This is a genomic window from Nocardia sp. NPDC050793, assembly GCF_040654065.1.
Taxonomy (GTDB): Bacteria; Actinomycetota; Actinomycetes; order Mycobacteriales; family Mycobacteriaceae; genus Nocardia.
Window position 1 is genome coordinate 467,169 of the sequence record NZ_JBFAHG010000001.1, and the last position, 24,447, is coordinate 491,615.

19 protein-coding genes, 1 pseudogene and 1 CRISPR repeat array are annotated in these 24,447 nt (G+C 64.3%); of the genes and pseudogenes, 13 read left to right on the forward strand and 7 right to left on the reverse strand.

The features are described 5' to 3' along the window. Nucleotides 1–23 precede the first annotated feature (23 nt). Nucleotides 24–383, reverse strand: coding sequence for a DUF4254 domain-containing protein (locus AB0H50_RS02065; RefSeq protein WP_357447211.1), 360 nt, complete (start codon nt 381–383; stop codon nt 24–26). A 729-nt stretch (nt 384–1,112) separates the two neighbouring features. Between AB0H50_RS02065 and AB0H50_RS02070 the strand changes: the two genes are divergently transcribed. The 3 genes from AB0H50_RS02070 (at nt 1,113) to AB0H50_RS02080 (ending at nt 6,878) form a co-directional block, all read left to right on the forward strand. Further along, entirely contained in the window at nt 1,113–1,244 is a 132-nt protein-coding gene (locus tag AB0H50_RS02070) for a hypothetical protein (protein ID WP_357445276.1), read from the forward strand. Then, a complete protein-coding gene (locus AB0H50_RS02075) occupies nt 1,244–2,365 on the forward strand; it encodes a site-specific integrase (protein ID WP_357445279.1) in 1,122 nt (373 codons plus the stop codon). Before AB0H50_RS02070 ends, AB0H50_RS02075 begins: the two co-directional genes overlap by 1 nt. Before the next feature lie 98 nt (nt 2,366–2,463). Continuing rightward, nucleotides 2,464–5,637: direct repeats of the CRISPR family, unit length 37 nt; unit sequence GTTGAGATTCTCGCCGGACCCGGAGGTCCAGCGCTGC. Between the two features lie 632 nt (nt 5,638–6,269). Beyond that, complete coding sequence (locus tag AB0H50_RS02080; RefSeq protein ID WP_357445282.1) at nt 6,270–6,878, forward strand: hypothetical protein; 609 nt, start codon at nt 6,270–6,272, stop codon at nt 6,876–6,878. 49 nt (nt 6,879–6,927) lie between these two features. On the opposite strand, the gene AB0H50_RS02085 is transcribed toward AB0H50_RS02080, so the two are convergent. Then, nucleotides 6,928–7,281, reverse strand: a complete 354-nt coding sequence (locus tag AB0H50_RS02085) for a hypothetical protein (protein WP_357445285.1) — start codon at nt 7,279–7,281, stop codon at nt 6,928–6,930. A 170-nt stretch (nt 7,282–7,451) separates the two neighbouring features. On the opposite strand from AB0H50_RS02085, the gene AB0H50_RS02090 reads away from it, so the two are divergent. The 4 genes and pseudogenes from AB0H50_RS02090 (at nt 7,452) to AB0H50_RS02105 (ending at nt 13,587) form a co-directional block, all read left to right on the forward strand. Beyond that, nucleotides 7,452–8,693 carry a site-specific integrase gene (locus tag AB0H50_RS02090; RefSeq protein WP_357445288.1) on the forward strand — a complete coding sequence of 414 codons (1,242 nt, stop codon included), beginning with the start codon at nt 7,452–7,454 and terminating at the stop codon, nt 8,691–8,693. Further along, entirely contained in the window at nt 8,690–11,155 is a 2,466-nt protein-coding gene (locus AB0H50_RS02095) for a site-specific integrase (protein ID WP_357445291.1), read from the forward strand. Before AB0H50_RS02090 ends, AB0H50_RS02095 begins: the two co-directional genes overlap by 4 nt. 27 nt (nt 11,156–11,182) lie before the next feature. Beyond that, nucleotides 11,183–11,362: pseudogene (locus tag AB0H50_RS02100) on the forward strand (ATP-binding protein); the annotation flags it as partial. Between the two features lie 269 nt (nt 11,363–11,631). Continuing rightward, the gene (locus AB0H50_RS02105; RefSeq protein WP_357445294.1) at nt 11,632–13,587 is read left to right on the forward strand and encodes a hypothetical protein; all 1,956 of its coding nucleotides are present in this window, start codon (nt 11,632–11,634) and stop codon (nt 13,585–13,587) included. A 233-nt stretch (nt 13,588–13,820) separates the two neighbouring features. On the opposite strand, the gene AB0H50_RS02110 is transcribed toward AB0H50_RS02105, so the two are convergent. Both AB0H50_RS02110 and AB0H50_RS02115 read right to left on the reverse strand, forming a co-directional pair. Then, entirely contained in the window at nt 13,821–13,961 is a 141-nt protein-coding gene (locus tag AB0H50_RS02110) for a hypothetical protein (protein ID WP_357445297.1), read from the reverse strand. Between the two features lie 826 nt (nt 13,962–14,787). Continuing rightward, complete coding sequence (locus AB0H50_RS02115) at nt 14,788–15,336, reverse strand: hypothetical protein (RefSeq protein ID WP_357445300.1); 549 nt, start codon at nt 15,334–15,336, stop codon at nt 14,788–14,790. A 60-nt stretch (nt 15,337–15,396) separates the two neighbouring features. On the opposite strand from AB0H50_RS02115, the gene AB0H50_RS02120 reads away from it, so the two are divergent. Next, nucleotides 15,397–15,603, forward strand: a complete 207-nt coding sequence (locus AB0H50_RS02120; protein ID WP_357445303.1) for a hypothetical protein — start codon at nt 15,397–15,399, stop codon at nt 15,601–15,603. Here the strand turns inward: AB0H50_RS02120 and AB0H50_RS02125 are convergent. The 3 genes from AB0H50_RS02125 to AB0H50_RS02135 all read right to left on the reverse strand — a co-directional run bounded on the left by AB0H50_RS02125 (nt 15,600) and on the right by AB0H50_RS02135 (nt 19,374). Then, complete coding sequence (locus tag AB0H50_RS02125) at nt 15,600–16,349, reverse strand: hypothetical protein (protein ID WP_357445306.1); 750 nt, start codon at nt 16,347–16,349, stop codon at nt 15,600–15,602. The two genes, AB0H50_RS02120 and AB0H50_RS02125, sit on opposite strands and share 4 nt — an antisense overlap. Nucleotides 16,350–17,089: 740 nt before the next feature. Beyond that, on the reverse strand, nt 17,090–17,779 hold the full coding sequence (locus AB0H50_RS02130) for a hypothetical protein (RefSeq protein WP_357445309.1): 690 nt from the start codon (nt 17,777–17,779) through the stop codon (nt 17,090–17,092). Then, a complete protein-coding gene (locus AB0H50_RS02135; protein ID WP_357445312.1) occupies nt 17,761–19,374 on the reverse strand; it encodes an RNA-directed DNA polymerase in 1,614 nt (537 codons plus the stop codon). The genes AB0H50_RS02130 and AB0H50_RS02135 overlap by 19 nt, the downstream gene beginning before the upstream one ends. Nucleotides 19,375–19,907: 533 nt before the next feature. Between AB0H50_RS02135 and AB0H50_RS02140 the strand changes: the two genes are divergently transcribed. The 5 genes from AB0H50_RS02140 to AB0H50_RS02160 all read left to right on the forward strand — a co-directional run bounded on the left by AB0H50_RS02140 (nt 19,908) and on the right by AB0H50_RS02160 (nt 24,247). Further along, on the forward strand, nt 19,908–20,060 hold the full coding sequence (locus AB0H50_RS02140; RefSeq protein WP_357445315.1) for a hypothetical protein: 153 nt from the start codon (nt 19,908–19,910) through the stop codon (nt 20,058–20,060). A 143-nt stretch (nt 20,061–20,203) separates the two neighbouring features. Then, nucleotides 20,204–21,412, forward strand: a complete 1,209-nt coding sequence (locus AB0H50_RS02145) for a hypothetical protein (protein WP_357445317.1) — start codon at nt 20,204–20,206, stop codon at nt 21,410–21,412. Further along, the gene (locus AB0H50_RS02150; protein WP_357445320.1) at nt 21,400–22,206 is read left to right on the forward strand and encodes a hypothetical protein; all 807 of its coding nucleotides are present in this window, start codon (nt 21,400–21,402) and stop codon (nt 22,204–22,206) included. Before AB0H50_RS02145 ends, AB0H50_RS02150 begins: the two co-directional genes overlap by 13 nt. Before the next feature lie 89 nt (nt 22,207–22,295). Further along, a complete protein-coding gene (locus tag AB0H50_RS02155; protein WP_357445323.1) occupies nt 22,296–23,513 on the forward strand; it encodes an amidoligase family protein in 1,218 nt (405 codons plus the stop codon). Further along, entirely contained in the window at nt 23,501–24,247 is a 747-nt protein-coding gene (locus AB0H50_RS02160; RefSeq protein ID WP_357445326.1) for a class II glutamine amidotransferase, read from the forward strand. Before AB0H50_RS02155 ends, AB0H50_RS02160 begins: the two co-directional genes overlap by 13 nt. Nucleotides 24,248–24,447 lie beyond the last annotated feature (200 nt).

A 24,447-nucleotide genomic window follows, 5' to 3' on the forward strand; every position in this document is an offset into this window, starting at 1 on the left:
CCCCGCCGGCCGGCCTGGAGCAGCTACTGCCCCGGCAGTCGACGACGGCCTCCGGCCACGTCGGTTACCAGATCAGTGTAGCCGTCAACGAGTTCCGCCAAGTGGTACCAGTGTTTATGGGTGTTGTCACTGCGCGGCCCGTCGACGTCGATCGCCTGGTTCGCGTTCACCCAGCTGCGCGCCATGCGGTCCACCACCGCGCCGAGGCTCTCGGTGTGCAGTGAGGCGCCGTTGCGGTGCTGCGGCACCTCTTGCGCGATCCAGTCGTTGATGTCGTCGACGAGTTCGCTTCGTCGACAATCGATTTCGGCGACCAGGTAAGCGTCACGCACCTCAGCGCGCCGAGCGTGCAGCTCGGCGAGCGCGTGCGCGGACCGCAACAGCTCGCGATCCTGGAAACGCCGTCCCTGAAACGCACACAGAATTTGCGGAGCCGTCGGCAGCACCCCCACCGTCGGCGCGCTCATACCTCCACCTCGCTGACGCTCGGCTCCGGCATGCGCGATGCGCGCTGGCACATGATTCGCTCACCGCGTTCGCTCATCGCCACACCCCTGATTCACCCGACACCAACCCTTTATGTACCAACATCATTGGCTCTCGATTCGGTAATCCCGGTCATCGGCTCGGTTGTTCACACCTAGGCTAGCTGGATCATGCTCTTACAGATGCAAGAACACAATATTGCGTTCTCCTTGCTGCATCTGTTGTGTTCTTACGGCGTGCTGCTGACCAGTCCTGCGCCTTCGTGACCTCGACGGCGCCGTTCGGAGAGGCGGAATGCTGTGTGTAAGAGGGGTTTTCAACCGCTTGTTCCGCCCTCCGCAACCTTTCAGCGGATGGCCCCGCAAGCACGGCCTCCGCTTCCTCTACCGATCGTCAAGCCCTCTAGCAATTCGAAGCATCCGACGGTCGCTCCGATGGAGTTGCGTGCGCTTGATGTCCGGGGCAGGTTGTTGGCGAGGCATGTGCTGACAGCGCTGGGGTGGAGCGCCAGCACTTCCTTGAACTGGAGATTGGAGACAGACCACATCGTTCTGTCGCCATCGGAGACTTCCCGAATCCGCCTGGCAGACGGGCGACTATGGCTACCAGCCGCCGCCCGTCGGCGCATGGGACTCGCGGCGGGCCATCGAGTCGTACTTCTCGCCGACGCGGTCGAATTGGAACTGTCGGTCTACCCCGTCGCGGTGGCCGCGAGCCTGCTGCGGTTGCATTCCTCGGTGGAAGGGAGCGGCAACTGATGAGCACGCGCTCGAGCGCGTCACAGGCCGACATCGCCGCCGCAGCCGCCATTCTCGAACGCTTGAACGTTACCGCGGACGACCTCATCTCGGCTGCGACGAACCCGTCCGTCGTGGTACCGACCTTCGCCGACTACGCGCAGCGGGTGTATGCGGCGATGCCGCCGACCCGCACGCGCGACAACTATCGCTCCTACTGGAACAAGATCGCCGCTCTGTGGCCGCACCGGCGCCTGGACGAACCCACCGCCAGCGAACTCGCCGAACTGGTCAACCAGATTCGTCAGCACCGGGTCGTCAGACGAAGCGACCGCGGTGGCCAAGGCGTCGCTCGTGCGGCCGTCGATGCACTGCGTTGCCTGTACCGGCACGCCGTGCGCGACCGGCTTATCGACGCCGCAAACAATCCGACCCTCGAACTCGACCGCAGCGCACCACCACGTCCCAACCGCCGCGCCCTGCCAGACACCCTGCTCGCTGAGATCTACCGTGTAACCGAACAGGGCCCCGACCCGGAGCTTCATCACGTGCTGATCCGCCTGCATGTCGAAACCGCGTGCCGGCGCGGCGGCGTCCTGGCATTACGCCCGCAGGACCTCGACACCGGCGAGTGCTCTATTCGCCTGCGGGAGAAAGGCGGAACCGAACGCTGGCAACCCATCTCCCCCACCCTGATGACCGCACTACAGCACCTCGACAATCAACGCAGACCCGCCCCAATTGACATCCCTAGCCGCGCCCGCAACGGTCGACCAATCAGCCGCGACGCCAGCCAACGACTATTGCGGTATCGCAACGGACATCCCATCACCAGAGGCTGCTACGACGGACTCTGGCGACGAATCCGCACCGAGATCCCCGCTGCCGACACTCTCGGCATCAGCACGCACTGGCTGCGTCACACAACCCTGAAATGGGTCGAACGCAACTTCGGAGTCTCGGTCGCCAAAGCCTATGCCGGACACGCCGACATCCACAGCCACGGAGCGACCTACATCTACACCCGAGCCGAAATCGAAGAAGTCGCCCAAGCACTGTCATGGCTCACCGGTGAGAGGCACCCCCTCGCCCCACCTGCCGATTACGCGACAGACCCACCTCACCGAGCCTGGGCCGCCTGACGAGTATCCCCGGATGAGGGTACCTCTCATCCGGGGCCTCTCGCGCAGACCCAACTCGCCAACCCGGCGGCCGTCCACAGGCTCGAATCGTCGAGGTCGTTGAGATTCTCGCCGGCCCCGGAGGTCCAGCGCTGCCACCGCACATCCGGCACGCCGTCCGCACGGTCGGTGTTGAGATTCTCGCCGGACCCGGAGGTCCAGCGCTGCCTCATCGTTTCCCGCACACTGCGCCTTCCCCGACGCTGTTGAGATTCTCGCCGGACCCGGAGGTCCAGCGCTGCCGCCGACGACTCGCGCCGTCGAAGAGCAGGCCGCGGCCGTTGAGATTCTCGCCGGACCCGGAGGTCCAGCGCTGCCTGCGCCCGGTAACCGACACGGGCCCATTGAATTTGTTGAGATTCTCGCCGGCCCCGGAGGTCCAGCGCTGCCTGCGTTTGATGACGATGCCGCCCGCGATGGGGTCGTTGAGATTCTCGCCGGACCCGGAGGTCCAGCGCTGCAAGCCCAGGCTGCGGCCGATCGGCTTCTCGCTGAGCAGTTGAGATTCTCGCCGGACCCGGAGGTCCAGCGCTGCGATTCGCGCCGCAAGCAACGTCTATTCGGCCTACCTGTTGAGATTCTCGCCGGACCCGGAGGTCCAGCGCTGCCCCCAAATGTCGAGGTGCAGATCCTCGTAGGAGGCGTTGAGATTCTCGCCGGACCCGGAGGTCCAGCGCTGCATCGAGACCCCGGCGTTGATCAGCTCGGTCGCGTGCGTTGAGATTCTCGCCGGACCCGGAGGTCCAGCGCTGCTCGGCCGGTTCGTCACGGAAGGATCGGCCGATCTCGTTGAGATTCTCGCCGGACCCGGAGGTCCAGCGCTGCCACGTCGGCCGGTGACCGCGTCGAGGCGTACGTCGTGTTGAGATTCTCGCCGGACCCGGAGGTCCAGCGCTGCTCCAGGCCGCTGCGGTGGATCGATCAGACGTTGAAGTCGTTGAGATTCTCGCCGGACCCGGAGGTCCAGCGCTGCTCGGGAGGCGGTGCGGGCTTGGATTTCGAGCGAGAGTTGAGATTCTCGCCGGACCCGGAGGTCCAGCGCTGCTGATAGTCAGATCGAGCTGGTAGATCGTCGGCTTGTAGTTGAGATTCTCGCCGGACCCGGAGGTCCAGCGCTGCTCGTGCGGCGTCTCGGGTCGCTCGAGAGACATGGTTGAGATTCTCGCCGGACCCGGAGGTCCAGCGCTGCCGGCCGGCGCGGCATGACGCGCCGTCGTCTCGATATGGTTGAGATTCTCGCCGGACCCGGAGGTCCAGCGCTGCACCTCCTCACTGTTGGATCGGGAACGCCCACAGTTGAGATTCTCGCCGGACCCGGAGGTCCAGCGCTGCGGGATCGGACGCCGCGGCTTGGACCGCCCCGGCGCAGGCAGTTGAGATTCTCGCCGGACCCGGAGGTCCAGCGCTGCCGATTCCGCGCGCAATATGCGAACACCCGACCAACTGTTGAGATTCTCGCCGGACCCGGAGGTCCAGCGCTGCTCGGGAAGGATGAACGACGGAACCGGGCCAGGGTCGTTGAGATTCTCGCCGGACCCGGAGGTCCAGCGCTGCCAGCGCCAAGGCGTCGGCACTCGCGCACGCCGAGCGCGTTGAGATTCTCGCCGGACCCGGAGGTCCAGCGCTGCCAGCGGCATCGGCGACGGTGACCGAAGCTGTTGCAGTCGTTGAGATTCTCGCCGGACCCGGAGGTCCAGCGCTGCTTTTGGGGTGAAGAAACCGATTTGTGGGGTGAGAGTTGAGATTCTCGCCGGACCCGGAGGTCCAGCGCTGCGAGCGAGAGGCCGAGTACCTGGCGCAAGTGGAAGTTGAGATTCTCGCCGGACCCGGAGGTCCAGCGCTGCCACACACCGCATGTGCCTCAGCAGCCCACGACGCCGGTTGAGATTCTCGCCGGACCCGGAGGTCCAGCGCTGCCCCAGCAGCGTGTCCTGCACCTCCTGCATCTCCCCGTTGAGATTCTCGCCGGACCCGGAGGTCCAGCGCTGCCCACGGATTCCACGGCTGGACGCCCGGCAATGTCCTGTTGAGATTCTCGCCGGACCCGGAGGTCCAGCGCTGCCGTCGATGAAGTCGCTGTAGTGCGCGTCCAGGCTGTTGAGATTCTCGCCGGACCCGGAGGTCCAGCGCTGCCACCAGCCCGCCCGTGGATGGTGCGGTCCCGACGTGGTTGAGATTCTCGCCGGACCCGGAGGTCCAGCGCTGCCCGGTCAGGGTCTCGGCGACCCTGACCGCGTGCCGGTTGAGATTCTCGCCGGACCCGGAGGTCCAGCGCTGCCTCGAGGTGGACGTGTTCACCGTGTTCACCGACAACGTTGAGATTCTCGCCGGACCCGGAGGTCCAGCGCTGCGAAACCGGCCCGGTCGAGCCCGCACCGCACCAGCCGTTGAGATTCTCGCCGGACCCGGAGGTCCAGCGCTGCATCCGGGCGCTGGGGCCGGTGTCCACTTCCCCGCGGTCCGTTGAGATTCTCGCCGGACCCGGAGGTCCAGCGCTGCCCGGTCGTGATGAAGTCCCAAACCGACTGCGCGACAAAGAGTTGAGATTCTCGCCGGACCCGGAGGTCCAGCGCTGCCAGTCCGGCGCGCTGGTCTTCCAGCTCCGCGAGCATCGTTGAGATTCTCGCCGGACCCGGAGGTCCAGCGCTGCCGTCGGCCGGTCGGCCGAAGATGCGCACCAGGTGCTGTTGAGATTCTCGCCGGACCCGGAGGTCCAGCGCTGCCCGACGACCCGGACCGTCCCGCGACGACCACCCCGGTTGAGATTCTCGCCGGACCCGGAGGTCCAGCGCTGCCCGATCGGCTCGCGCGCATCGAGGGCCGGATTCGCACCAAGTTGAGATTCTCGCCGGACCCGGAGGTCCAGCGCTGCGGGACCGTGCCGGACGATTCCGCACCCGCGACGCCGTTGAGATTCTCGCCGGACCCGGAGGTCCAGCGCTGCCAGGCCGACACTGACGACGCCGACCGCGACGACGACGTTGAGATTCTCGCCGGACCCGGAGGTCCAGCGCTGCCACCACCAAGGACCGCGAGCTGCACAAGCGTGTGGTGTTGAGATTCTCGCCGGACCCGGAGGTCCAGCGCTGCCTCAGGCGGGACTTGAATCGGCGCGCACGTCGGCTGTTGAGATTCTCGCCGGACCCGGAGGTCCAGCGCTGCTAGGCGGCGGTCAGGTAGTCCAGCCGTCCCTCATGTTGAGATTCTCGCCGGACCCGGAGGTCCAGCGCTGCCCTGAATGAGCTGCGGTTATAGCCCAGCAGACGAAATACCGACGCATGAACGACAACTCATCGACACGATTTTCCCACGTCGCCACTTCGGAACCCTCCAGGGACTTCCATTGCACCCCACGTTCCGAACTCACCACCAACCGGACAACCATCGCACCACCCCCAACCAAACAGCCCGTGCCATCCAAGGGGTTGAAGGCGACTCCGCTGACGCCTTCGCTGCAGACTGTCAATGCCGCCGACGTCTGCCCTCGGAATCGTATTGGCAGCAGCGGACTTAACGACGCACTCGCTGGCTGAGTTTCCGTGACCACGCCGACCAGAAACTGAATGGAGGCAGCGACGGCGACTGCCTTCGCGCTTGTGGCTGTCGTGACCGTCACCAGCAGGTCACCGTAGGGGCGATCTTGGTTGCTGGTGACGGCGTCACCAGCATTGAGCGGGCGGCGCGTTGCTGATATCCGCAGTCACTTGACAACTACGACGTTCATCCACGTGGAAGGAGTTTGCGCATGCCTCGACTCGCCGAAACCTCTCGACAGCCGGTGGCCGAGGGTGTTGGATACCGCACAGAGCTTTCGTTGCAGGTATCAGCACCACACGCGCGCCGCGCGTGGGAGGGGAACACCCGCATGGACCTCGACATCACGTGCCCACGCTGCGGCCGCATCGACTTCGTTCAGAGTGTGCCCGCCTTGCACGCCGATGGCGTCTCGACCACATATGGCACCGGCCAGTACTCCGGACTGGGTGTCACCACCGCAGGGTTGGTACCGGTTGTCGGCACCGCCACAATCGAACACACCCATAGCACTGTTCTGGCACGAAGCCTGGCGAGCGAGCCTCGTCAGATCCCGTCGGGCCGCCTCACGGTAGTGGGCCTGCTGCTACTGGTTCCAGCGCTGCTTGTTCTCGCCCCAGTTATTGCGGCGATCATGGCGACCGACCCCGAGGTACGGACTTGGGGCACATGGATCGGCGCCCTTTCCATACCGGTCGTGTTTGCCATCCCGGGGGTGATCGTCATGGGCGCGGTGGTCCGCCGCGACGTGCGTAACGCCAGGATCAGGCGTGGCCGTCCGAACGCTCATGCGGTGTGGCAGGCGGGTTTCTATTGCCACCGTTGTGGTGTCGGGTACTGGCCGTATTCGCCTGCTCCGGGCATTCCGGCGAGACAGCCCTTCGCGCCGTCACAGTTTCGGTGGTTCGTCTGGAGCGCCGGTGGCTACAACACCGTGTAAGCCACCGGCTTCGAGGTCGACTCCTCGCCCGGGCGCTGCGGGCGGACTTCTACTCCGGCAAGCCGACGTCGGCGGCATCGATCTCGGTACGCAATCCACGCCAGCTGGGATGGCGAAGACTCCCGGCATATTCGCGGTATTCGACCGTGCCGACGAGCCGGGGCTGCACCCAATGCACTGCGGTGGCCAGCTCGTGCGGCGGTGATCGGTCGAACGGCGGCTCGGTGATTGCCAATTCGGCAAGGCGTTCGCGAAGCTCACCGCGGACCGCCGCACTGAACCCGGTGCCTACCTGCCCGACATGGATCAGGCGACCGCTCTGGTCGTAGGCGCCCAAGATCAAGGATGCGAGTGCCCCGCGATGCCCTCTGCTGCTGGAGGCTATCCAGCCCACGATGATCACGTCAGTACTTCTCCGAAGCGGGGTCTTCAGCCACAAGCGTGATCTGGTTCCGGGCCGGTACGCGGAACTGTTGACCGGACTAGCGGACGACACCCCGCTGCCGATGGCCTGAGTTCCTCTGACTGCCCGGTACACCTCTCTCGTCTGATCGAGGAGAAGGTGGTGCGGAGTTGTTCGACGAGATCGCCCGGGACGTGCGGACTATTCAGGTGCCGAAGCGGGGGCGCGTTGTCGAGGTGTCGGGGCCTGTTCCATTCGTCGTCGTCGATGAGACCGGCGCATTGGTGGCGCCGATCCGCCGGTTCCTAGTCGATTTCGTCGCCCAGGGGAACAGCCCGAACTCGGTGCGCAGCTATGCGTTTGCGTTGTTGCGTTGGTGGCGGTGGCTATGTGCGGTCGACGTCGAGTGGGACCAGGCAACAGCGGCCGAGACCCGAGATCTGGTTCTGTGGTTGGGCTTTCACTCGAAGCCGAGAACGTCGCCGCGAACGCGGTCGCTGGCCACGGCCGGAACGGTCAACCCACTGACGCGGAAGCGGTATCTGGATGATCGCTACGCCGCGCGCACGATCAGGCACTCGAACGCGGTCGTGCGTTCGTTCTACGAGTTCTGGATCGAAGTAGGTGAGGGGCCCCTGATCAACCCCGTGCCACTCGCTCGCGGCGGCGGCCGCGCGAACGCACATCACAATCCTCTCGAGCCGTATCGTCCCGGAGGCCGGATCCGCTACAACCCGAAGCTGCCCAAACGCCAGCCCCGTGAGATCCCTGACCCGCAGTGGCAGGCGTTGTTCGCGGCGTTGCGATCGAATCGTGATCGTGCGGTGCTGGCTCTCGCGGTCAGCACCGCTGCGCGAGCACAGGAGATCCTGGGCTTGCGGGTGGCGGACGTGGACTGGGGTGAGCAGCTGGTCCAGGTGATCCGCAAGGGTACGCAATCGAGCCAATGGCTTCCGGCCAGCGCGGAGGCGTTCGTGTGGCTGCGGCTCTATCTCGCCGAGTTCGGTGAACCGTTGGACCCGAACCAGCATCTGTGGCGGACACTGCGGCGCCGCGACCGTGGTGAGGGACCCCACCACCAACCGATGAGCTACGACGCGCTCCGCAAAGTTCTCACCCGCGCCAACGCGGCGTTGGGGACGAACTGGTCGATGCACGACGCCCGGCATACATGCGCGCTGAGGATGGTGCGTGATGAGAATCTGGATGCCCGCGACGTGCAGATCATCCTGGGGCACGCGCATCTGTCGACCACCGCCGACATCTACCTGGTCGAGGACCAGGCTCAGATCGTGCGGCGAGTGCAGCATCATCTCGCCGATCGACGTGCGACACCACCACCGCTGCCGCCTGCCGGTATTCAGGGCTACGACGACAGCGATCTCACGATCTTGTTCGGAGGACAACTGTGAGCGCCAGTACAACTGCGCAGCCGGGCACGGTGAAGCCCTGGCATGCACGTGCCCGTACCCCCAGTTTGGTATGGCACGAGGAACTCGCTGATCTGGGTGTCGGCGGCGGAAACCGCGACCACTTGGCGATCGAAGAGGTACTCGCGCTTCTACCGACCCTGCCCGGATGGGCACAGAACTCCCTGAAATGCCGGGTCATCGACGGGACGAGAACAGTGCTGGACTGGCTGCACACTGCCCCTGGCGACGGATGGCAGGCCTCGTGGATGGCATCCGGCGCCGATAGAGGCACCGACTGGATCGACGGGCTGATCGCTGCTGAGCACCGACTGAAACCGCGCGATCAGCGCTATCAGATCTTCAGCGGTGTTTCGAGCCTGATCCTGTTGCGGATCGTGTTTCCCAGCTACGAGTTTCTCGTGTCTCACGGCTCGTCACGGATCTACGGCAAATACCGCAGCATGTACCGGCCAGACCTGTTCGCACAGATCGAATCACGGGCAGCAGCGATCGGGGTCGGCGCTGATCATCTCCGTGACGCGCTGACCAGCCTCACCAGAATTTGCACCCGCGTGGGCCGCGACCTCGATGAACTCACCGCCACCGACTTGCTGTCCTATCGCGCCTGGAATCGGCGCCGTGGATATCAGGTTCCTGCCGGATTGGCCTTGGCGTGGACACTGCTGTGGGGTATCGCCGACCTCGGTGAGCACGACACCCTGGAGAAGGCGACTCGCAGAGGCCAGCTCACCAGCGCTGAGCTCATCGAGCTCTACCAGGTGGAACCGGCGCCGATCAGGGAGGTGTTCCGACGCTATCTCGATGAGCGCAGGCCCAGTCTCGACTACGTCAGCTGGGCGGCGAACGCCTCGATGCTGCTGGGCGGATTCTGGCATGACATCCACACCCATGAGCCCGACCTGGCCACGTTGCACCTGCCGCGCGAGGTGGTCGAGGCCTGGAAACTCCGGTTGCGCACGGCTCCGACTCGGCGCGGCGTACCCCGCAGCGACGGCAGCTATCTGGGCACGCTGATCACGGTCCGCGCGTTCTACCGCGATGTTCAGGAGTGGGCGTTGCAGGACCCCTACTGGGCACAGTGGAGTTTTCCGAACCCCATCCGCAAAAGCGATACCGCCGGCTCGGCGAAGGCCGAGAAGAAGCGCACCGCGGCAATGCACCAACGCATCCGGGAGCGACTCCCACATTTGCCGGTGCTGGTCGAGACCGCAGAACAGCACCGCAGTGAGCATTTGGCCCTGCTGAGCGCCACCAGAGCCTGCGCGATCGGTGACACCTTCCAGCACCACGGCCGCGGGTACCGGCGAATCACGCCTGTGGCTGAGATCGATTCCGGCTCGCCGCTGGATGCGCCACTGGATCTCATCGAGGACTTGGCGACCGGGGAAAGCATCGAGATCGGCCGCGCCGAGAACGACGCGTTCTGGGCGTGGGCCTCGATCGAAGTGCTGCGCCACACCGGCGTTCGCATCGAGGAACTGGTCGAGATCACTCACCTCGCTCTGGTCGCCTATCGGCTACCCACGACCGGGGAAGTCGTGCCGATGCTGCAGATCGTTCCGTCGAAGAACAACGAGGAGCGGCTGCTGCTGGTCAGCCCTGAACTCGCCAGCGTCCTCGCCTCGATCATCAGCCGGTTGCGCGCCGAGAACATCGGATCGGTCCCGCTCACGAACCGCTACGACCACTTCGAGAAGGTCATCGGCCCGCCACTGCCACATCTGTTCCAGCGCCGCGACGGATGGAGATGGAAGTCGTTCACCTACGGCCTGGTCCAGAAGCTGCTGAGCGATACCCTCGCCCGCACCGGCCTCACCGACGCGGCCGGACAACCGCTGCGCTACACGCCGCACGACTTCCGTCGGCTGTGGGCCACTGACGCGGTCAGCAACGGCCTGCCCGTGCATATCGCCTCGAAGCTGCTGGGACACAAGTCCCTCAGCACCACCCAGATCTACGTAGCCGTGTTCGACGAGGAACTCGTCCGCTCCTACCGGGCGTTCCTCGACGCCCGCCGAGCGCTGCGTCCCGAAGCCGAATACCGTGAACCCACCGCCGAGGAATGGCGAGACTTCCAGCAGCACTTCGAGCTGCGCAAGCTCGAACTCGGCACCTGCGGGCGCCCCTACGGCAGCCCGTGTCGCCATGAGCACGCCTGTATCAGGTGCCCGAGCCTGCGTGTGGAGACCCGTGCCCGAGATCGGCTCGCCGAGATCGCCGCAAACCTGCGTGATCGGATCGCCGAGGCCCGCGCCAACGGCTGGACCGGCGAAGTCGAGGGCCTGCGTGCCAGCCTCAACGCCGCGGCAGCGAAGCTGGCCAGCATCGACCGGATACACCAGCGAACAGGCGAATCCACGCTGACCGTCCTGGGCATGCCGGACACGAAGAGCTCCGCACCGTCGCAGAGCGCGCCGCCGCGCCCGATCGCGCCGAGCTGAGCTCGGGGCCGTTTCGGCGCCGGTGAACTCGACCCCGACGACTTCACCGACGCCCAAGCCGTCGCCGCGGTCGCCCGCATCACCAGCGGCAACTTCCGCCTCCTGCAACGCCTGTTCGCCCAGATCCAGCGCATCAACGAACTTCACACCATCACCGCTGACGTCGTCGAAACCGCCCGCAGCACCCTCGCTATCGGCGCCACCTGACACTGTGAGAACACCGCCATCTACGGCTGCGAGTCACACACCGCCCGAGGGTCGCGGGGTGTCGGAGAACCGAACGATTTATCGACAGTCTGCCGAGGTCGGTGTTGTGGGCGTTTCGCCTTCAGTTGCTCCTGGTTGCGTTGTTCGTCCTGGGTGGCGGCTTTCGGGCGTGTTGTGGCTGTTCGTCCGGTTTCGGGGTGGGGTGGGCCGTAGTTTTGGCTGGTCAGGTTCTATTCCGAGCTGGTCCGGGCAGACAGGGGTATGGGCTTATGACCGATCTGGAGACGACGAGTACGCAGGAGCGCCTGGCGCAGCTGGAGGGGATGCTGGGCGGCACACGCAGTGATTCGCGGACTGCGCAGGCGTTGGCGGGTGCGGGTAAACGCAACGTGTTGATCGGGGCGGCGTTGCATGCCGCGGACCGGCTGCGCCAGGGCAAGGCGGCGACGGATCTGGAGGCCAAGCTGCTGGAGGTGATGCGGGAGCTGGCGTTGCCGGACGCCGAGATCCGGGATTGGGGGCGGGTCTACCGGGAGACGGTGCAACGGCTGGGCGGGCGGATCGACATCCTGCCCGAGCTGATCACCCGCCGCGATGTGGGGACCGGGTTCAGCGTCGCCGATCTGAAGTCGAACTTTCCCGCGGTGGCCGCCGAGCATGCGGCGCGACCGAACCTGGGGGTGCTCGACCGCCAGGCGTGGGCCGCCGGTGGCGCGTTCGACACCACGGCGTTCACCGACGCGGTCCGCGCCACCGGGATGGGCGCCTCCGCGCCCCGCACGCCACCGACGGTGCAGCCGGTCACGCCGCCGACCTACCGGGTGAAGCTCGAGCTGGAGAACTTCTATGTGCAGCGCGCGGTGGGCGACGCCGGTGGCGGCAAAGACGAGATCTATTGGTGTGTCACCTCTTCCAGTGACAAGACCAAGGGCCCGCTGTTCAAGTCCGAGACATTCGGCGCGGTCCAGCAAGGCCAGACCCGCAACTTCTCGACGTCGAACCGGGTGGTGTTCAACGCCTCGGCCGGCGCGGGCGTGGTACTGCATGTGATGGTGTGGGAGTCCGACCAGTCCAGCAGCGAGTGGTACGACAAGCTGCAGCTGGGGATGCAGAAGCTGTGTGACTACCTGTTCAACAGCTACCAGTGGCAGGTCGGCGGGATCATCGGCGACCCGGGCCTGGGCGGTGGCATGCTGCTGGAGATCTTGGGTATGGCCGCGTTCTTCATCAGTATCTGGCGCAACGAGGACGACCTGTCGTGTGAGCGCGCGTTCATCCTCGACCAGTACAGCCTGGCGGTGCTGTCGCACCTGAAGACCACCCAGTGGAATTTCAACGGCGACGGCTACCACAAGCTCAAGGTCAACTACACCGGCGACCCAGTGCCCTTTCCCGCCGGCACCCTGGAATACATCGTCAAATCCTCCGGGGCCGCCAGCTACAGCCAGCCGATCGCGCTGCCGTGGGAATCCATGACAGCACCCGCTTTGGCCTTCCACAACAACCACCTCTACGCGGCGTTCGTCGAACCCGGCACCAAGAAGGTGATGTGGACCCGGCTGGAGAACGGGACCTGGCGGCGACCCGAGCAGATCGGTGGTGACCAAAGCCTGTGGGCGCCCGCGCTGGCCACGGCCCACAACAGGCTCTACTACGCGGTCACCGGCACGAACAACACCGTGTCCACGCGGATATTCACTGACTCGTGGGGCGGTATCAAGGCCTGGAGCTACCGGTCGAACACCTCCCCGTCGCTGGGGTTGTTCCGAAAACAGAACCAGATGTGGTTCACCCATGTCGGCACCGACGAAGTTCTCTACGAACAGCACCACAACGGCACCGCCTGGTCCGACTCCCGCTGGGACAACCTCGACTGGGCCACCCGAAACCCTGTCGCTCTGTGCGCCGAGGGAGACGCCATCGTGCGCGCCGCCCGCTCTCTCGAAGGCGGCCGGGTCACCTTCGGCTGGAACACCGGAGGCGGGTGGCGCAGCGAGGGCGACATCCCAGGCCTCAGCACCAGCCATGGTGTCGCCATGGTCCAAGCCAACGGCGGCCTACACCTCTTCTTCCGCACAGCAGACGGCTTCCTGGCAACCACCACCAAACCCGAGCCCGTCAACCGCTGGACCACTCCGACCCGCGTCAACGACGCGGGCAAGCCGATGGACGAACCCGCCGCCGCATCCCACGACGGCAACCTGTACGTCATGTACCGCCGCTGACACCCCGCCGCGCAGGTGCCCCACAACCCCGCACCACAAGGCACCTGCGCGGCATCAAACCCCTACGCATGTCGATAAATCGGATTGTTTCTCGACACCCGCTGAAGGATGTCAGCTGTGCCGCAAATCCCCACCGGAGTACGGCGCGCGAGCACAGCCCGGCCGCGAGGTGGGTCGGCGCGATCGGGGGTGCGTAACGCGCGTCAGGACTCCGAGTCGAGTTGTGGGTGGCTCTATCGGTCGTGTAGGTAGACGCCGACCTCAATGCGGCGTGGCACCGCGGTGGCCTCGGTCTCGGGGGTTGCGTCCTCGTCCCGGGTGGTGTCGGTCGAGTCCTCGTCGACCGGTTCGGGCGTGGGTTCGGTGCTGGTCATCGGAACTCCTCAGGCTGGCTGTTTCGTCCACGCTGTCGCTTGAACCGTGCCCATCGATCATCACACCCGATGACCGCCGTGGGGGTGCGAATCTCTCTTGGACGAGTGGTCCTGTCCTGCGGCGGCCTCGCCATGTACGCGCACCGCCACCGCTGACCCCCGACCGGGTAGCCGACGTCAGTGGGTGTCTGAGAATCGATCGGTTCTCCGACACCCCGCCGCCCTCGGCGGTGTGGCCTAGAAGCCCAGGTCACGCAGACCGGCAATGTGTCGAAAAAGATTGGTGCCGAACGATTCTTTGTCGCCCCTCCCACGCCCGCTGGCAGCGCCTCGGCCGACCGCCGACAATTCACCCCGAGCGGATCCGCCCGGCCGCGCAATCCTCACCCGACCGGAGGAGACCGTCTCCTCGGTGGCCCGGCTGCTGGGGTCTCCCGCTCGACGATCTGCAAGTACCTACCCGAGCGAGCTGACCAATCGACTTCGGCGCCACTCGCATTCGCTAGCTGTTCCTCGACTCACCCGGCAAAGACTTCCCCCACACCGAAAACCCCTTAGACCCCAGTGAGCCGCCCGAATTCCCTCCATCACGTGGTGGGGCCAAGCGGAGCCGGCAGGTTCGTGACGCGATCTCGCACCCGCGGATGTCCTCTCGGATCACGGGATACTCCGGTCTGGGACGAGGTTCGACCGCCACCCGCGGGACTGTCGGATAGACGGCACTCAACCACAGGGATCCGAACGCGAACCAGCGCACTGATCATGCTATCTACGCCAGAACCCTTCGTATATTGACGGTCAACTACGAGCAGCTGGCGTAATCCAGTTAAGAGTCGATGCGTTTGCTGACCACGCCTTCCAGTCCGTGGGATGCCGCGGTGTCGAGCATGATGTCGACCGAGATTCCGGTCCAGTACGGCGGGGTCTGCACCGATGGCCCCGACAGCCCCAGATCGGCGAGACGCGCACGGCGATCGACGTAGGCCAACACCATGGTGTTCTCGCCGTCGATGCCGAGGAGGTCGAAGACGAAAAGCTGCACCGGCACGGCGCGTCGCAGTTCGACGCTGGGGCGGGTCAGGTGCATGCGCCGCTGGAGGCGGGCGAACGAGGGCGCTCCGGTCGCCGGGTCGGGAGCGGCGATTTCCCCGTCCAGGATCAGATCCCGGCCAGCGCCCAGCTCGCTCATCGCGGGACCGAGTTCGGGGAAACATGAGGTGACGTTGTTGAGGTTGCGGCTGTAGAAGTCGACGCGACCGCTCCGGGTCCGGCAAATGGTGCGCATGCCGTCCCATTTCATCTCGACCGCCCACTGATCTGCACCTTCTGGCGGCGGCCGTCCCGAGGTCGCCAGCATCGGCGCTGGCACAGACACATGTATCAGCGCATCTCAAGCAAATACCGACCTGTCGGTCCGAAACGTTAGGGTCACCACGTGGAGTTCAACAGCGGTGATCTCGTCCGGATCGGTGTCGGCGCGGTGAGCATGTTTCGTGTGCTCGAAGTCGGTGTCGACGGCGATCCGGGCATAGCAAGGATCGAGGCCGTCGGCGAACCGAAACCCGGTATCTATCCGTGGTCGATCCGGGTAGCTCACCTCGTGCCCGCCGCGAATCAGCCTGGCACGCAAGCCGCCGACTAGGGAGCTTCCTGCCTCTCATCAGATGCGGCGTCCTCGCTGCCGGCTTCCGGCACCACGCTTGGCGACGGCCTCGGTGGGGTGCCCGCTCGGAGGTCCGGTGCCGGAACTGCTGCGTCAGCCGACTTCGACGCCTGTTGTGCCCCGACATCGCTGTCGGTGTTCGCGCGGGCGGCGGTGATGAGTTGTCGCGCTTGCTTGGCGCTGATTTCCAATAGTTCGGCGACGTCGTCGTCGGTCTGGCCTTGGTCCCGGATCGCTGCCGCGGCGAGCGCTTGTTGCGCGCGGTGTGCGGCGATCTGTTCGGCGGCCCGCTGGTGCACGCGAGTGATCTGCTGCCGCAACGCCTCGACCTCGCCGTCGCGGGTGGCTTCGCAGACGGTGATGGCTTCCCAGGCGGTGACGTACTGCTTGACCGCCGCGGTGATGCGTTGTTCGCGCTGCCGAGCTTGCTGGCGGCGCGCGCGAACCCGGTCGCGTGAACGTTCCAGGCGTTGACGGACTTCCGGACGACGCCGTGTGCGGGGGGACCGTTTCGGACGTGAGGTGGGCATGAACGAGCTCCAGTTTCTGGGCCCGTCTGCCTGATTCTCCCGAAACCAGCCTATCGCAAACCCCGTGCCTGGGACATCCACCACGGTGACGACATCGGACCTGCCCGAAAGATGGCCCAGCGCCGCGGGTTCCAGTCTCGCCGGGCCGCGTGCCGCCCCCGCGGCGTCGACCCAAAGCCCCCTGGCGAACTCCATGGCCGTCGCACTCGGACACCGCCGTGCTCACGCCAGGCGCGTCGCCCAGCGGCAACATGAGGCCCTTTCCATTTCCCCGACCGAGGAGGCGGTCAATGACAGCGACTGATCTTCTGCGACGCAGTGATCACGTCGTGGCAGCGGTCTGAGCCGCTGCGTGCAGGTAACGGCTGCGATGTCGCACTGCCACCTGGCCCGGAGCTGCTCAGTTATGAGCACTACCTCATCAGCAACAGCGGCGGGAAGGACAGCCGGTGCTGTCTCGATGCCCTCGCCGAACTGTTCGGTGCGGCCTGTGCCGGGCCTTCTGGCCTCACATCGCGTTTCGCCGCATCCGGGGAGCTGGGGCCCGCTTGTCGAAGGGAGCTATCTCATGGTCGAAGCCGAGGGATTGTTCACTCTGCCTGGGCTTTTCGATGACGACGCCGCGCCGGTGTGCTGGTCCTACGGGATGGGTCTCTAGCCAGTTTTCAGCTGTTGCGAGTTCTCGGTACCCAATCCGCAGACACCAGGCCCTCACTTGCGGGCGTCAGCGTAGGTCTTCGCCGAGTCTGGCGACTGCTGATAGGCGGCCCTATTTCCACCCTTCGTGACCGCGCCGGTGTTATGCGACACCCCGCAGCCTGGACATCGTCACCTTGAGGCGCCGACTCGATAACTCCGTTGTCGCGGGTAGTGCGTGTTCGACCATTCGGACGGTGGCATCGCCGGGATGCTCAGGCTCGAAGCGGACCCCCAACCTACGCGGATACCTGTAATCCGGTCATCCACATCATGAGATCCTGCATCACTTCAACATTCGACTTTCCGCTGCCAGATACAGCCAGATCGTTGAGATTAAGCGTAACTACCCGAGATTTCCGCGGATTCAACAGTGTCACTGCCGCTAAGGTCACACCAGAAGCGTACAGCATTGCCGAATATGTCAAGACCTGCCGGAAATCCTTGCTACGAAAAGGCCTTGCGACGGCCTTGATCTCAATCAGCTCAGACCCAGAAAGGGCATCGGCCACGGCCGAATCAACGATTCCGCAACCCGGAATCGAAGGACTGAATTCGACTCCCTTCTTCCAATGAGTGTACTTGATGATTTCGACAGAAAGTTTATGAGCCTCATCCCACTCGGTTTCAGTCAACGCAGTATGAGCCATCTCGGACCGAGGAAGCCGGGTAACGAAATCTCGAGCTTGCCGCTCTATTTCAGTCTGATCCAGCGCGGCGCCCAGCGTATCATACTTCGCCATGAGAAAGGCTACTTCTGAGATAATGGAATGCCGCCCAGGATCGGACTGACCGCGCACCGGACTCCCGAGCGATCTATAATTTTCATTCGCCCATCTAGATACTTCATCAAGCGTCGGCGCAACACGCTCCCAGATAGAATTCTGGCGAGCGAAAGTACCTGCCGAAATCACACCGGAACCTCCCATGCATTTTCCTGCACCTTTTTGGATGCCCAATCCCGTACAACAAGCTCTAATGTTCCCTCGCCGGGTCCGTTCGCCCGCCTCCAATGCTTACCCTCATCACCGAGAGTGTACGACGCAACCCAGAAGGCACGCCTGACCCACGGGTGCGCAGAAGCAATATAGTTTTTTTGATCACTGAGCCAGTAGCTTGTCCGCCAGCGCGCCAGCGTAAGAACTATGTCTCGCTGTATAATAGGCGCTGGCCCACCTCTAAAGCCATGCGATGAATTGAACAGGTTGATTAAAAGCTGTTCATTCTCGAACGATTTCTTCCCAGCTAAAGTCCTGATCATATAAGCAAGATTTAGGTCAACCTTGGAAATGAAATGAGAGTCTTGCACCATTTCTCTCAGGCGATGGGTGACCTCTTCTGAAAACTCGTCGTCCCCTACCTGATCAATAGCCCCCCGGAGGGCAACCATAACCTGCGGCGTCACTGGAACGAGCGTCTCAAGGTTCTCCAATAGCGATAGTGCCGCTTGACGTCTCGGTATGTCATCTAGGTAGCTGAGAGAGGCAACCAGCCTGCGTGTGAGTGCAGTATGGATGCGACCTTTGTCCATTTCAGCTCGAAGAAGTCCGAGGATGTCAAACTCCTCAATCTGATTCTTCAAGTTTTCGTAATCCTCATCGGCTGTTGCAGAGTATGGATCATAGTGCAAATGTAATCCAAGGAAGCGGGCGGCACTACCACGGACAGCAGCGGGCGGATCCAGCGTTGAGAGATACTCCGCTGACGTCATAATTCGGGTCTTGCTCTTCTGCAGCGAAAGGCCTTCGTTGCGAAGAAGCTTCTCAGACAGGAATCCAATCGCACTGTAGGCAGATTCCATGTCGGGGACGAAGAACCTATAATCATCCGCATATCTGCAGAACGTTCTTGTAGCTGGTTCTGCCAGCAAGAGCCGATCCACCCGGTTAAGGACCAGCTCAGCCATAATCCTTGCTGCCGGTCCACCGACCGGCAGTCCATAAGATGTATTGTTCGACAGCTTGCTAAGGATCTCCATTATTTGCCGGGTTATACCGCCATCGGTATCCACGTCCCGCAACGCGTTTTCGAGCCGATGATGGTAAATTCGAGAGTAGAAATCGGCGATGTCGGTCGCGATCACATAACCCGTTCCGTCGGCAAGCTCTCTCGTCTTCTCCTGGAACTGTTTCCAGCTCTCCTGGGCGAACAATCCCTCACCCGGCGTCGACCGATATCGATAGGAGAAGACGTTCTCCCTGAGCTCAGGCACCCGAGCTGACTCGATCTGGTCAGACATACTCAACACGAGCGCGAGAAGATACGAATTCCACATAGGATCAATCTGAGTGGCCCATCGAAACCCTGCATACCCCACAGGCGCTAGAGTAGAATAGCTGTCTATTACTTCGCTCTTTATTCGAGTGTCGAATGTCCGCTCAACTTGCGACAACAGCGCCGATACTTCTGACGGCATATCGTGCATGACATGATTCTCGAATGGTAGCGGAAAGACATCTGTGTCTCCCCAGTGCGCGACGTTATGAACTGCGCGCTCGATCGCCGCCGAATCCAGAAGAGGCACTTATCTATCCCCTATTTCCTTACTGCTGACCAGGTTGAAGATCATACTCCGACTGACCATCCTCAAGTACACCGGCTCGCGTACCGTTAATTAACCTGCAAGATCACCGACTGTCCAACTTCATCGGGTTGCCGACGGGCTCCGTTACACCAACGGCAGAAGTTCTGCCGTGAAAAACGCTTCAAGCACACAGCTTCCAGTCCGTTTCGAACCGCCCAGGATGTATCCAGGCTCGGCCAGGAATGCCGTCAGCACCGAGACCTTCTCCAAGAGGCGCGCGCTCCCAAGCACACGGGTGAGGGGACCGACAACACCAGCACAAGCCGAGCCGATCCTTCCGGCACGTCATCTCGCAACACGATCACCTCCCGTTAAACGGGATAATCTTCGATCCAACGGGATATGGCGTCAAGTCCGCACGTCAAAGACCCCGCAAACCAATAGGATTCGTCGGACACGTCAAACGCGGATGGCCCATTTCACCGCGCCGCCTCCCACCAGCCTCTCCCGTCTGATGCGACTTCCGAGGGTGGTTGGAGGAGTTCTTCGTCTCGGCCCCGGATGCGCTGACACCCAAGGCGCGCAAGGGGTTCGAAGCCCGCTGGTACGGGCACGCCGAGGATCGGCTCCTCACCCTCGAGGACGCCGCCCACGCGGTGGCGACCGCAGTGCCCGCGGCGGCCTAGACCTCGCCATCCCGAGATCGGCCGACCTGTGGTTTCGCACCCTGGGCCGTAGCTGTTTTCTCTCTTCCCGTCCCCCGTGAACGCCAGCTCGGAGCATCAGCTCCGGTCTGGCGTTCTTTCGTTTCCTGGAAGGTACGCCTGTCATGCCTCACGCCTATTTGTCCACCTATCCGCCGTGCGCGCTCTGTCGGTGCAGCGACGCGGGCGAGCGGCACCAGATCGACGATGAACCCGGTCAGCTGGTCTGCGGCAGCTGCTTCGTCCGGCTCCCCGAGTGCGAGCGCTGCCACGCGCTGGTTCTGACGTTGACCGCGGTCGCCGACGACCGCCAGCTGTGTAAGGGGTGCACCTCGGGGTGGGTGGGGTGTGTGTCGTGCCGGGAGCTGACCGAAACGCACATGCGCACCGACACCGGCGATCCGGTGTGTATGCGATGTGCGGCAGTGTTTTTCGATCTGTGCATCACCTGCTCGCGCTACAGCGCCGCCAGCCGCTATGTCTCCGGGGGTGGTCGCGTCTGTACCCGCTGCGCGGCCATCTACGACTCGTGCCTGGCGTGCGGGACGTTGCTGCGGGCGGGTCGGGTGTGTGATCCGTGCTCTCGCCGGGATCGGGTGTGGAACTACAGCTACAAACCCGACCCGATCTTCCACGGCGACGGACCGCTGTATCTGGGGATGGAACTCGAGGTCATCGTCCCCGACGAGAGCTACACCGACTGCGTCACCGCCGCGACCGATCACCTCGGCGATCTCGGCTACCTCAAACAGGACTCCTCCATTCAGCCGCAGGGGTTCGAGCTGGTGACTCATCCGATGTCGTATCGCCACGCGATCGAGCACTTCCCGTGGCGCCTGCTCGAAGTGCTCGAGAAGCTGGGTTGCCAGACCGACCACACCGTCGGGTTGCATGTGCACGCCAGCCGCGACGGGTTCGACTGCCCCGCTCATGTCTACCGCTGGCTGAAGTTGCTGTACCGCAACGAATCCGCGGTCACGACCCTGGCGCGGCGACGTTCGCACTACGCGCCCTTCGACCGGGCCGCGCGCGCGAAAGCCCGTGACACCGCCAAAAGCCATCAGCACGCGTTGGGGTTGGAGCGGTATCAGGCGATCAACCCCTACCCGCGCAAGACGCTGGAGTTGCGGGTGTTCGCCAGCTCTTTGGACGTCCAGTGTGTGCAGGCCGCGCTCGCGTTCACCGCCGCCTCGATCGACTACACCCGCGGTCTGCGGGTGGCCGATGTGCGGGCCGGGGCGTGGGAATGGTCGGCGTTTGCCGCGTGGGTCAACACCCAGCCCGACTATCAGCCGCTGGCGGCGGAGATGGAGGACCTGGCATGTGCCTGCTGACCTACTACCCACCTGCCAGCACCGCGGACCCGGTCGCGCTGGCGTATGGGGCGACGGCGAATCCGCACGGGCACGGTTACGCGGTGATCGCCGGTCGCGGCATCGTCGTCGGGCACTCGATGGACGCCGAGGCGGTGATCGAGGAGTTCATCCGCGTGCGCGACCGCTACCCCGACGGTCCTGGGTTGTTTCATTCCCGCTTCGCCACCAAAGGCATCCGCGATATCGACAACTGTCACCCGTTCCGCCTCGGTGGTGATCCTCGGACGGTCTTGGCGCACAACGGGACCCTGCCCAAACGCGTGCACCCGCGCGCCTACGATCCGCGTTCGGATACCCGAATCGCCGCCGAGGATTACCTACCTCGTCAACCGTTCGGGTCGATCGATACCCACCGCGGCGCGCGGGGGCTGGCCTCGTGGTTGGGTTCGAGCAAGCTGGTCATCCTCACCGTCGACCCTACCTACCAGCACCAGGCGTATCTGTTCGGCGAGCAGGCCGGGACCTGGGAGGGCGGGGTCTGGTACTCCAACACCAGCTACCTGCCACCGAGCCGGCGGTGGCCAGCGCGCCGACAGTACGTCTGCGGGCACTGCTGGGGCATCGATGTTCAGCGCACCAGCCGCTACTGCGGTGACTGCGGCTGGTGCTTCCACTGCGAGATCGCCTTCCCCGACTGCACCTGCCACCACCCCGCCCCGACCGGCCGCACCACCGGCCGGCATCGAAGGCTCGCGCTGACCCGCCACTCGCCAGCTGGCGAACGCGCGCGTTCGGCTCGCACCACACGCTGAGCCACCCCGTCTCGAGAACCCCGTACCCAGCCGTTCTGGCTCGGTGCGGGGTTCTTTCCATTTCTCCCCCCGAAAGGTCGTGATTGCTCATGCCCGCATCCCTGCTGGCCGACCCGCTGTGCGAGGACTGCTCTGATCCCACCCCCGCAGCGGAGTTGGTGTCCACGGTCGAGGGTGAGCGGCTCTGCGGAGGCTGCGCAGAGGATGTCCCGCGCTGCGATCAATGCGCCAACTACTCCCGCGAGCGGGCGTTGACCGTCCACGAGACCTACCTGTGTGGCGAATGTGCAACCGACTGGCATCGCTGCACCGACTGCGACCTCTACACCCGTCATGTCACCGCGGTCGTGGGCGGTGGGGATGTGTGCCAGGGCTGCGGTGAGAACTACGCCCACTGCTCGGACTGCGGGTATCTGGCCGCCGACACCTCCGAGGTCTGCGGCGGCGGCCAGGTCTGTGCCAGCTGCGAGGACGAGGACTATCACGAGTGCGCCGACTGCTACACCCTCGTTGTGCGCGGGGACATCTATTGCCAAGCCTGCGCCCCCGGAGGGTCCTCGCATTCGAACGTGCACTCCTGGGAGTACAAACCCAGCCCCCGCTTCCACGGCGAGGGTCCGCTGTTTCTGGGGTTGGAACTGGAGATCAAAACCCCCAGCGGTGTTTTCGTCGACGCCGTCGACACCGCCGTCGACCAGCTCGGGGACCTCGGCTATCTGAAAGAGGACTCCTCGATCAGCCCGTGCGGGTTCGAGCTGGTCACCCATCCCATGTCGTATGCGTATGCGCGCGAGCGGTTTCCGTGGCAGCTGCTCAACCGGCTGCGGCTGCTGGGCGCCTACACCGATGAACACGTCGGCATCCACATCCACCTCTCCCGCGCCGGGTTCGACTCCCCCGCCCACATCTACCGGTGGTTGAAGTTCGTCTACCGCAACGAAACCGCGGTCACCACACTGGCGCGGCGGTCCGCGCCGGAATGGGCGAAGTTTTCCACCGACGCGCGTTCGCGGCTGTGGGAATACGCCCACGGCACCCAGGACGTCGCTGCCCGCTACGAAGCGGTCAACGTCCGCCCCGAGCACACCTTCGAACTGCGCGTGTTCGCCAGCTCCCTGCACCGACAGCAGGTCCAAGCCGCACTCGCTTTCGCCGCGGCATCGGTCGAATACACCCGCCACCTGAGCGCAGCCCAGATCGCACGCCGGAACGGCTGGGAATGGTCTGCGTTCACCGCCTGGCTGCGTACCCGTCCCCACTACTCCCCGCTGCTCGCCGAATTGGAGGCCCTCGCGTGTGCATCCTGACCTTCGTCAAACCCGGTATCACCCCCGATGTGGATGCGTTGCGCAACGGAGCACGGGCCAATCCGCACGGCCACGGCTACGCGCTGATCACCGGCGAGACGATCACCGTCGGCCACGGCATGGACGCCACCGCGGTGATCGCCGAGTTCGCCGCGGTACGAGACCAATACCCACACGGTGCGGCATTGTTTCATTCCCGCCTGGCCACCCACGGCCCCCGCAACCTCGACAACTGCCATCCCTTCCACCTCGGACGTGACCAGCGAACCGTCCTCGCCCACAACGGAATCCTGCCGACCACCATGCACCCCCGCCCGGGTGATCCTCGCTCGGACACCCGCATCGCCGCCGAGGACTACCTACCGACTCAGCCGTTCGGGTCGCTGGATTCCTGGGCAGGCCGCGACCGCCTCGAGCGGTGGCTCCGCGGCGACAAAATGGTGATCTTGACCGTCGACCCCGCCTACAAGCATCGCGCCTACATCTTCAACGAACATCACGGCTGCTGGGACGACGGATCCTGGTACTCCAACTACGGCTACCGGCCCTACCTGTGGGCCGATGCAGCCGAGGAGTACTGCGACAACTGCGGCGAACCCGACGACCGCCTCGGCCCGCACTGCCCCGGGTGTGGCTTCTGCACCGAATGCTCGCGCGCATTCCCCAAATGCTTCTGCCCGTCCCTCGACGGGGAAGAACGCTACGCCGACCTGCTCGAACTCGAATACACCTGACCGCTTGCGCTTTCAGCCCCATCCCCCGACCCGGACCCGGACCCGGACCCGCGCATCGACCCGCTCGCCGATGCGCGGGTCCAGTCGTTCTGTCTGGCAGGAGGGTCAAATGCCTGCCCGACGAAGCCTCGACTCGGTGTTGATTCGCACTGCGCGACATCGACGCTGACTAGCTCATCGCCAGCACCGACGGGCATCGG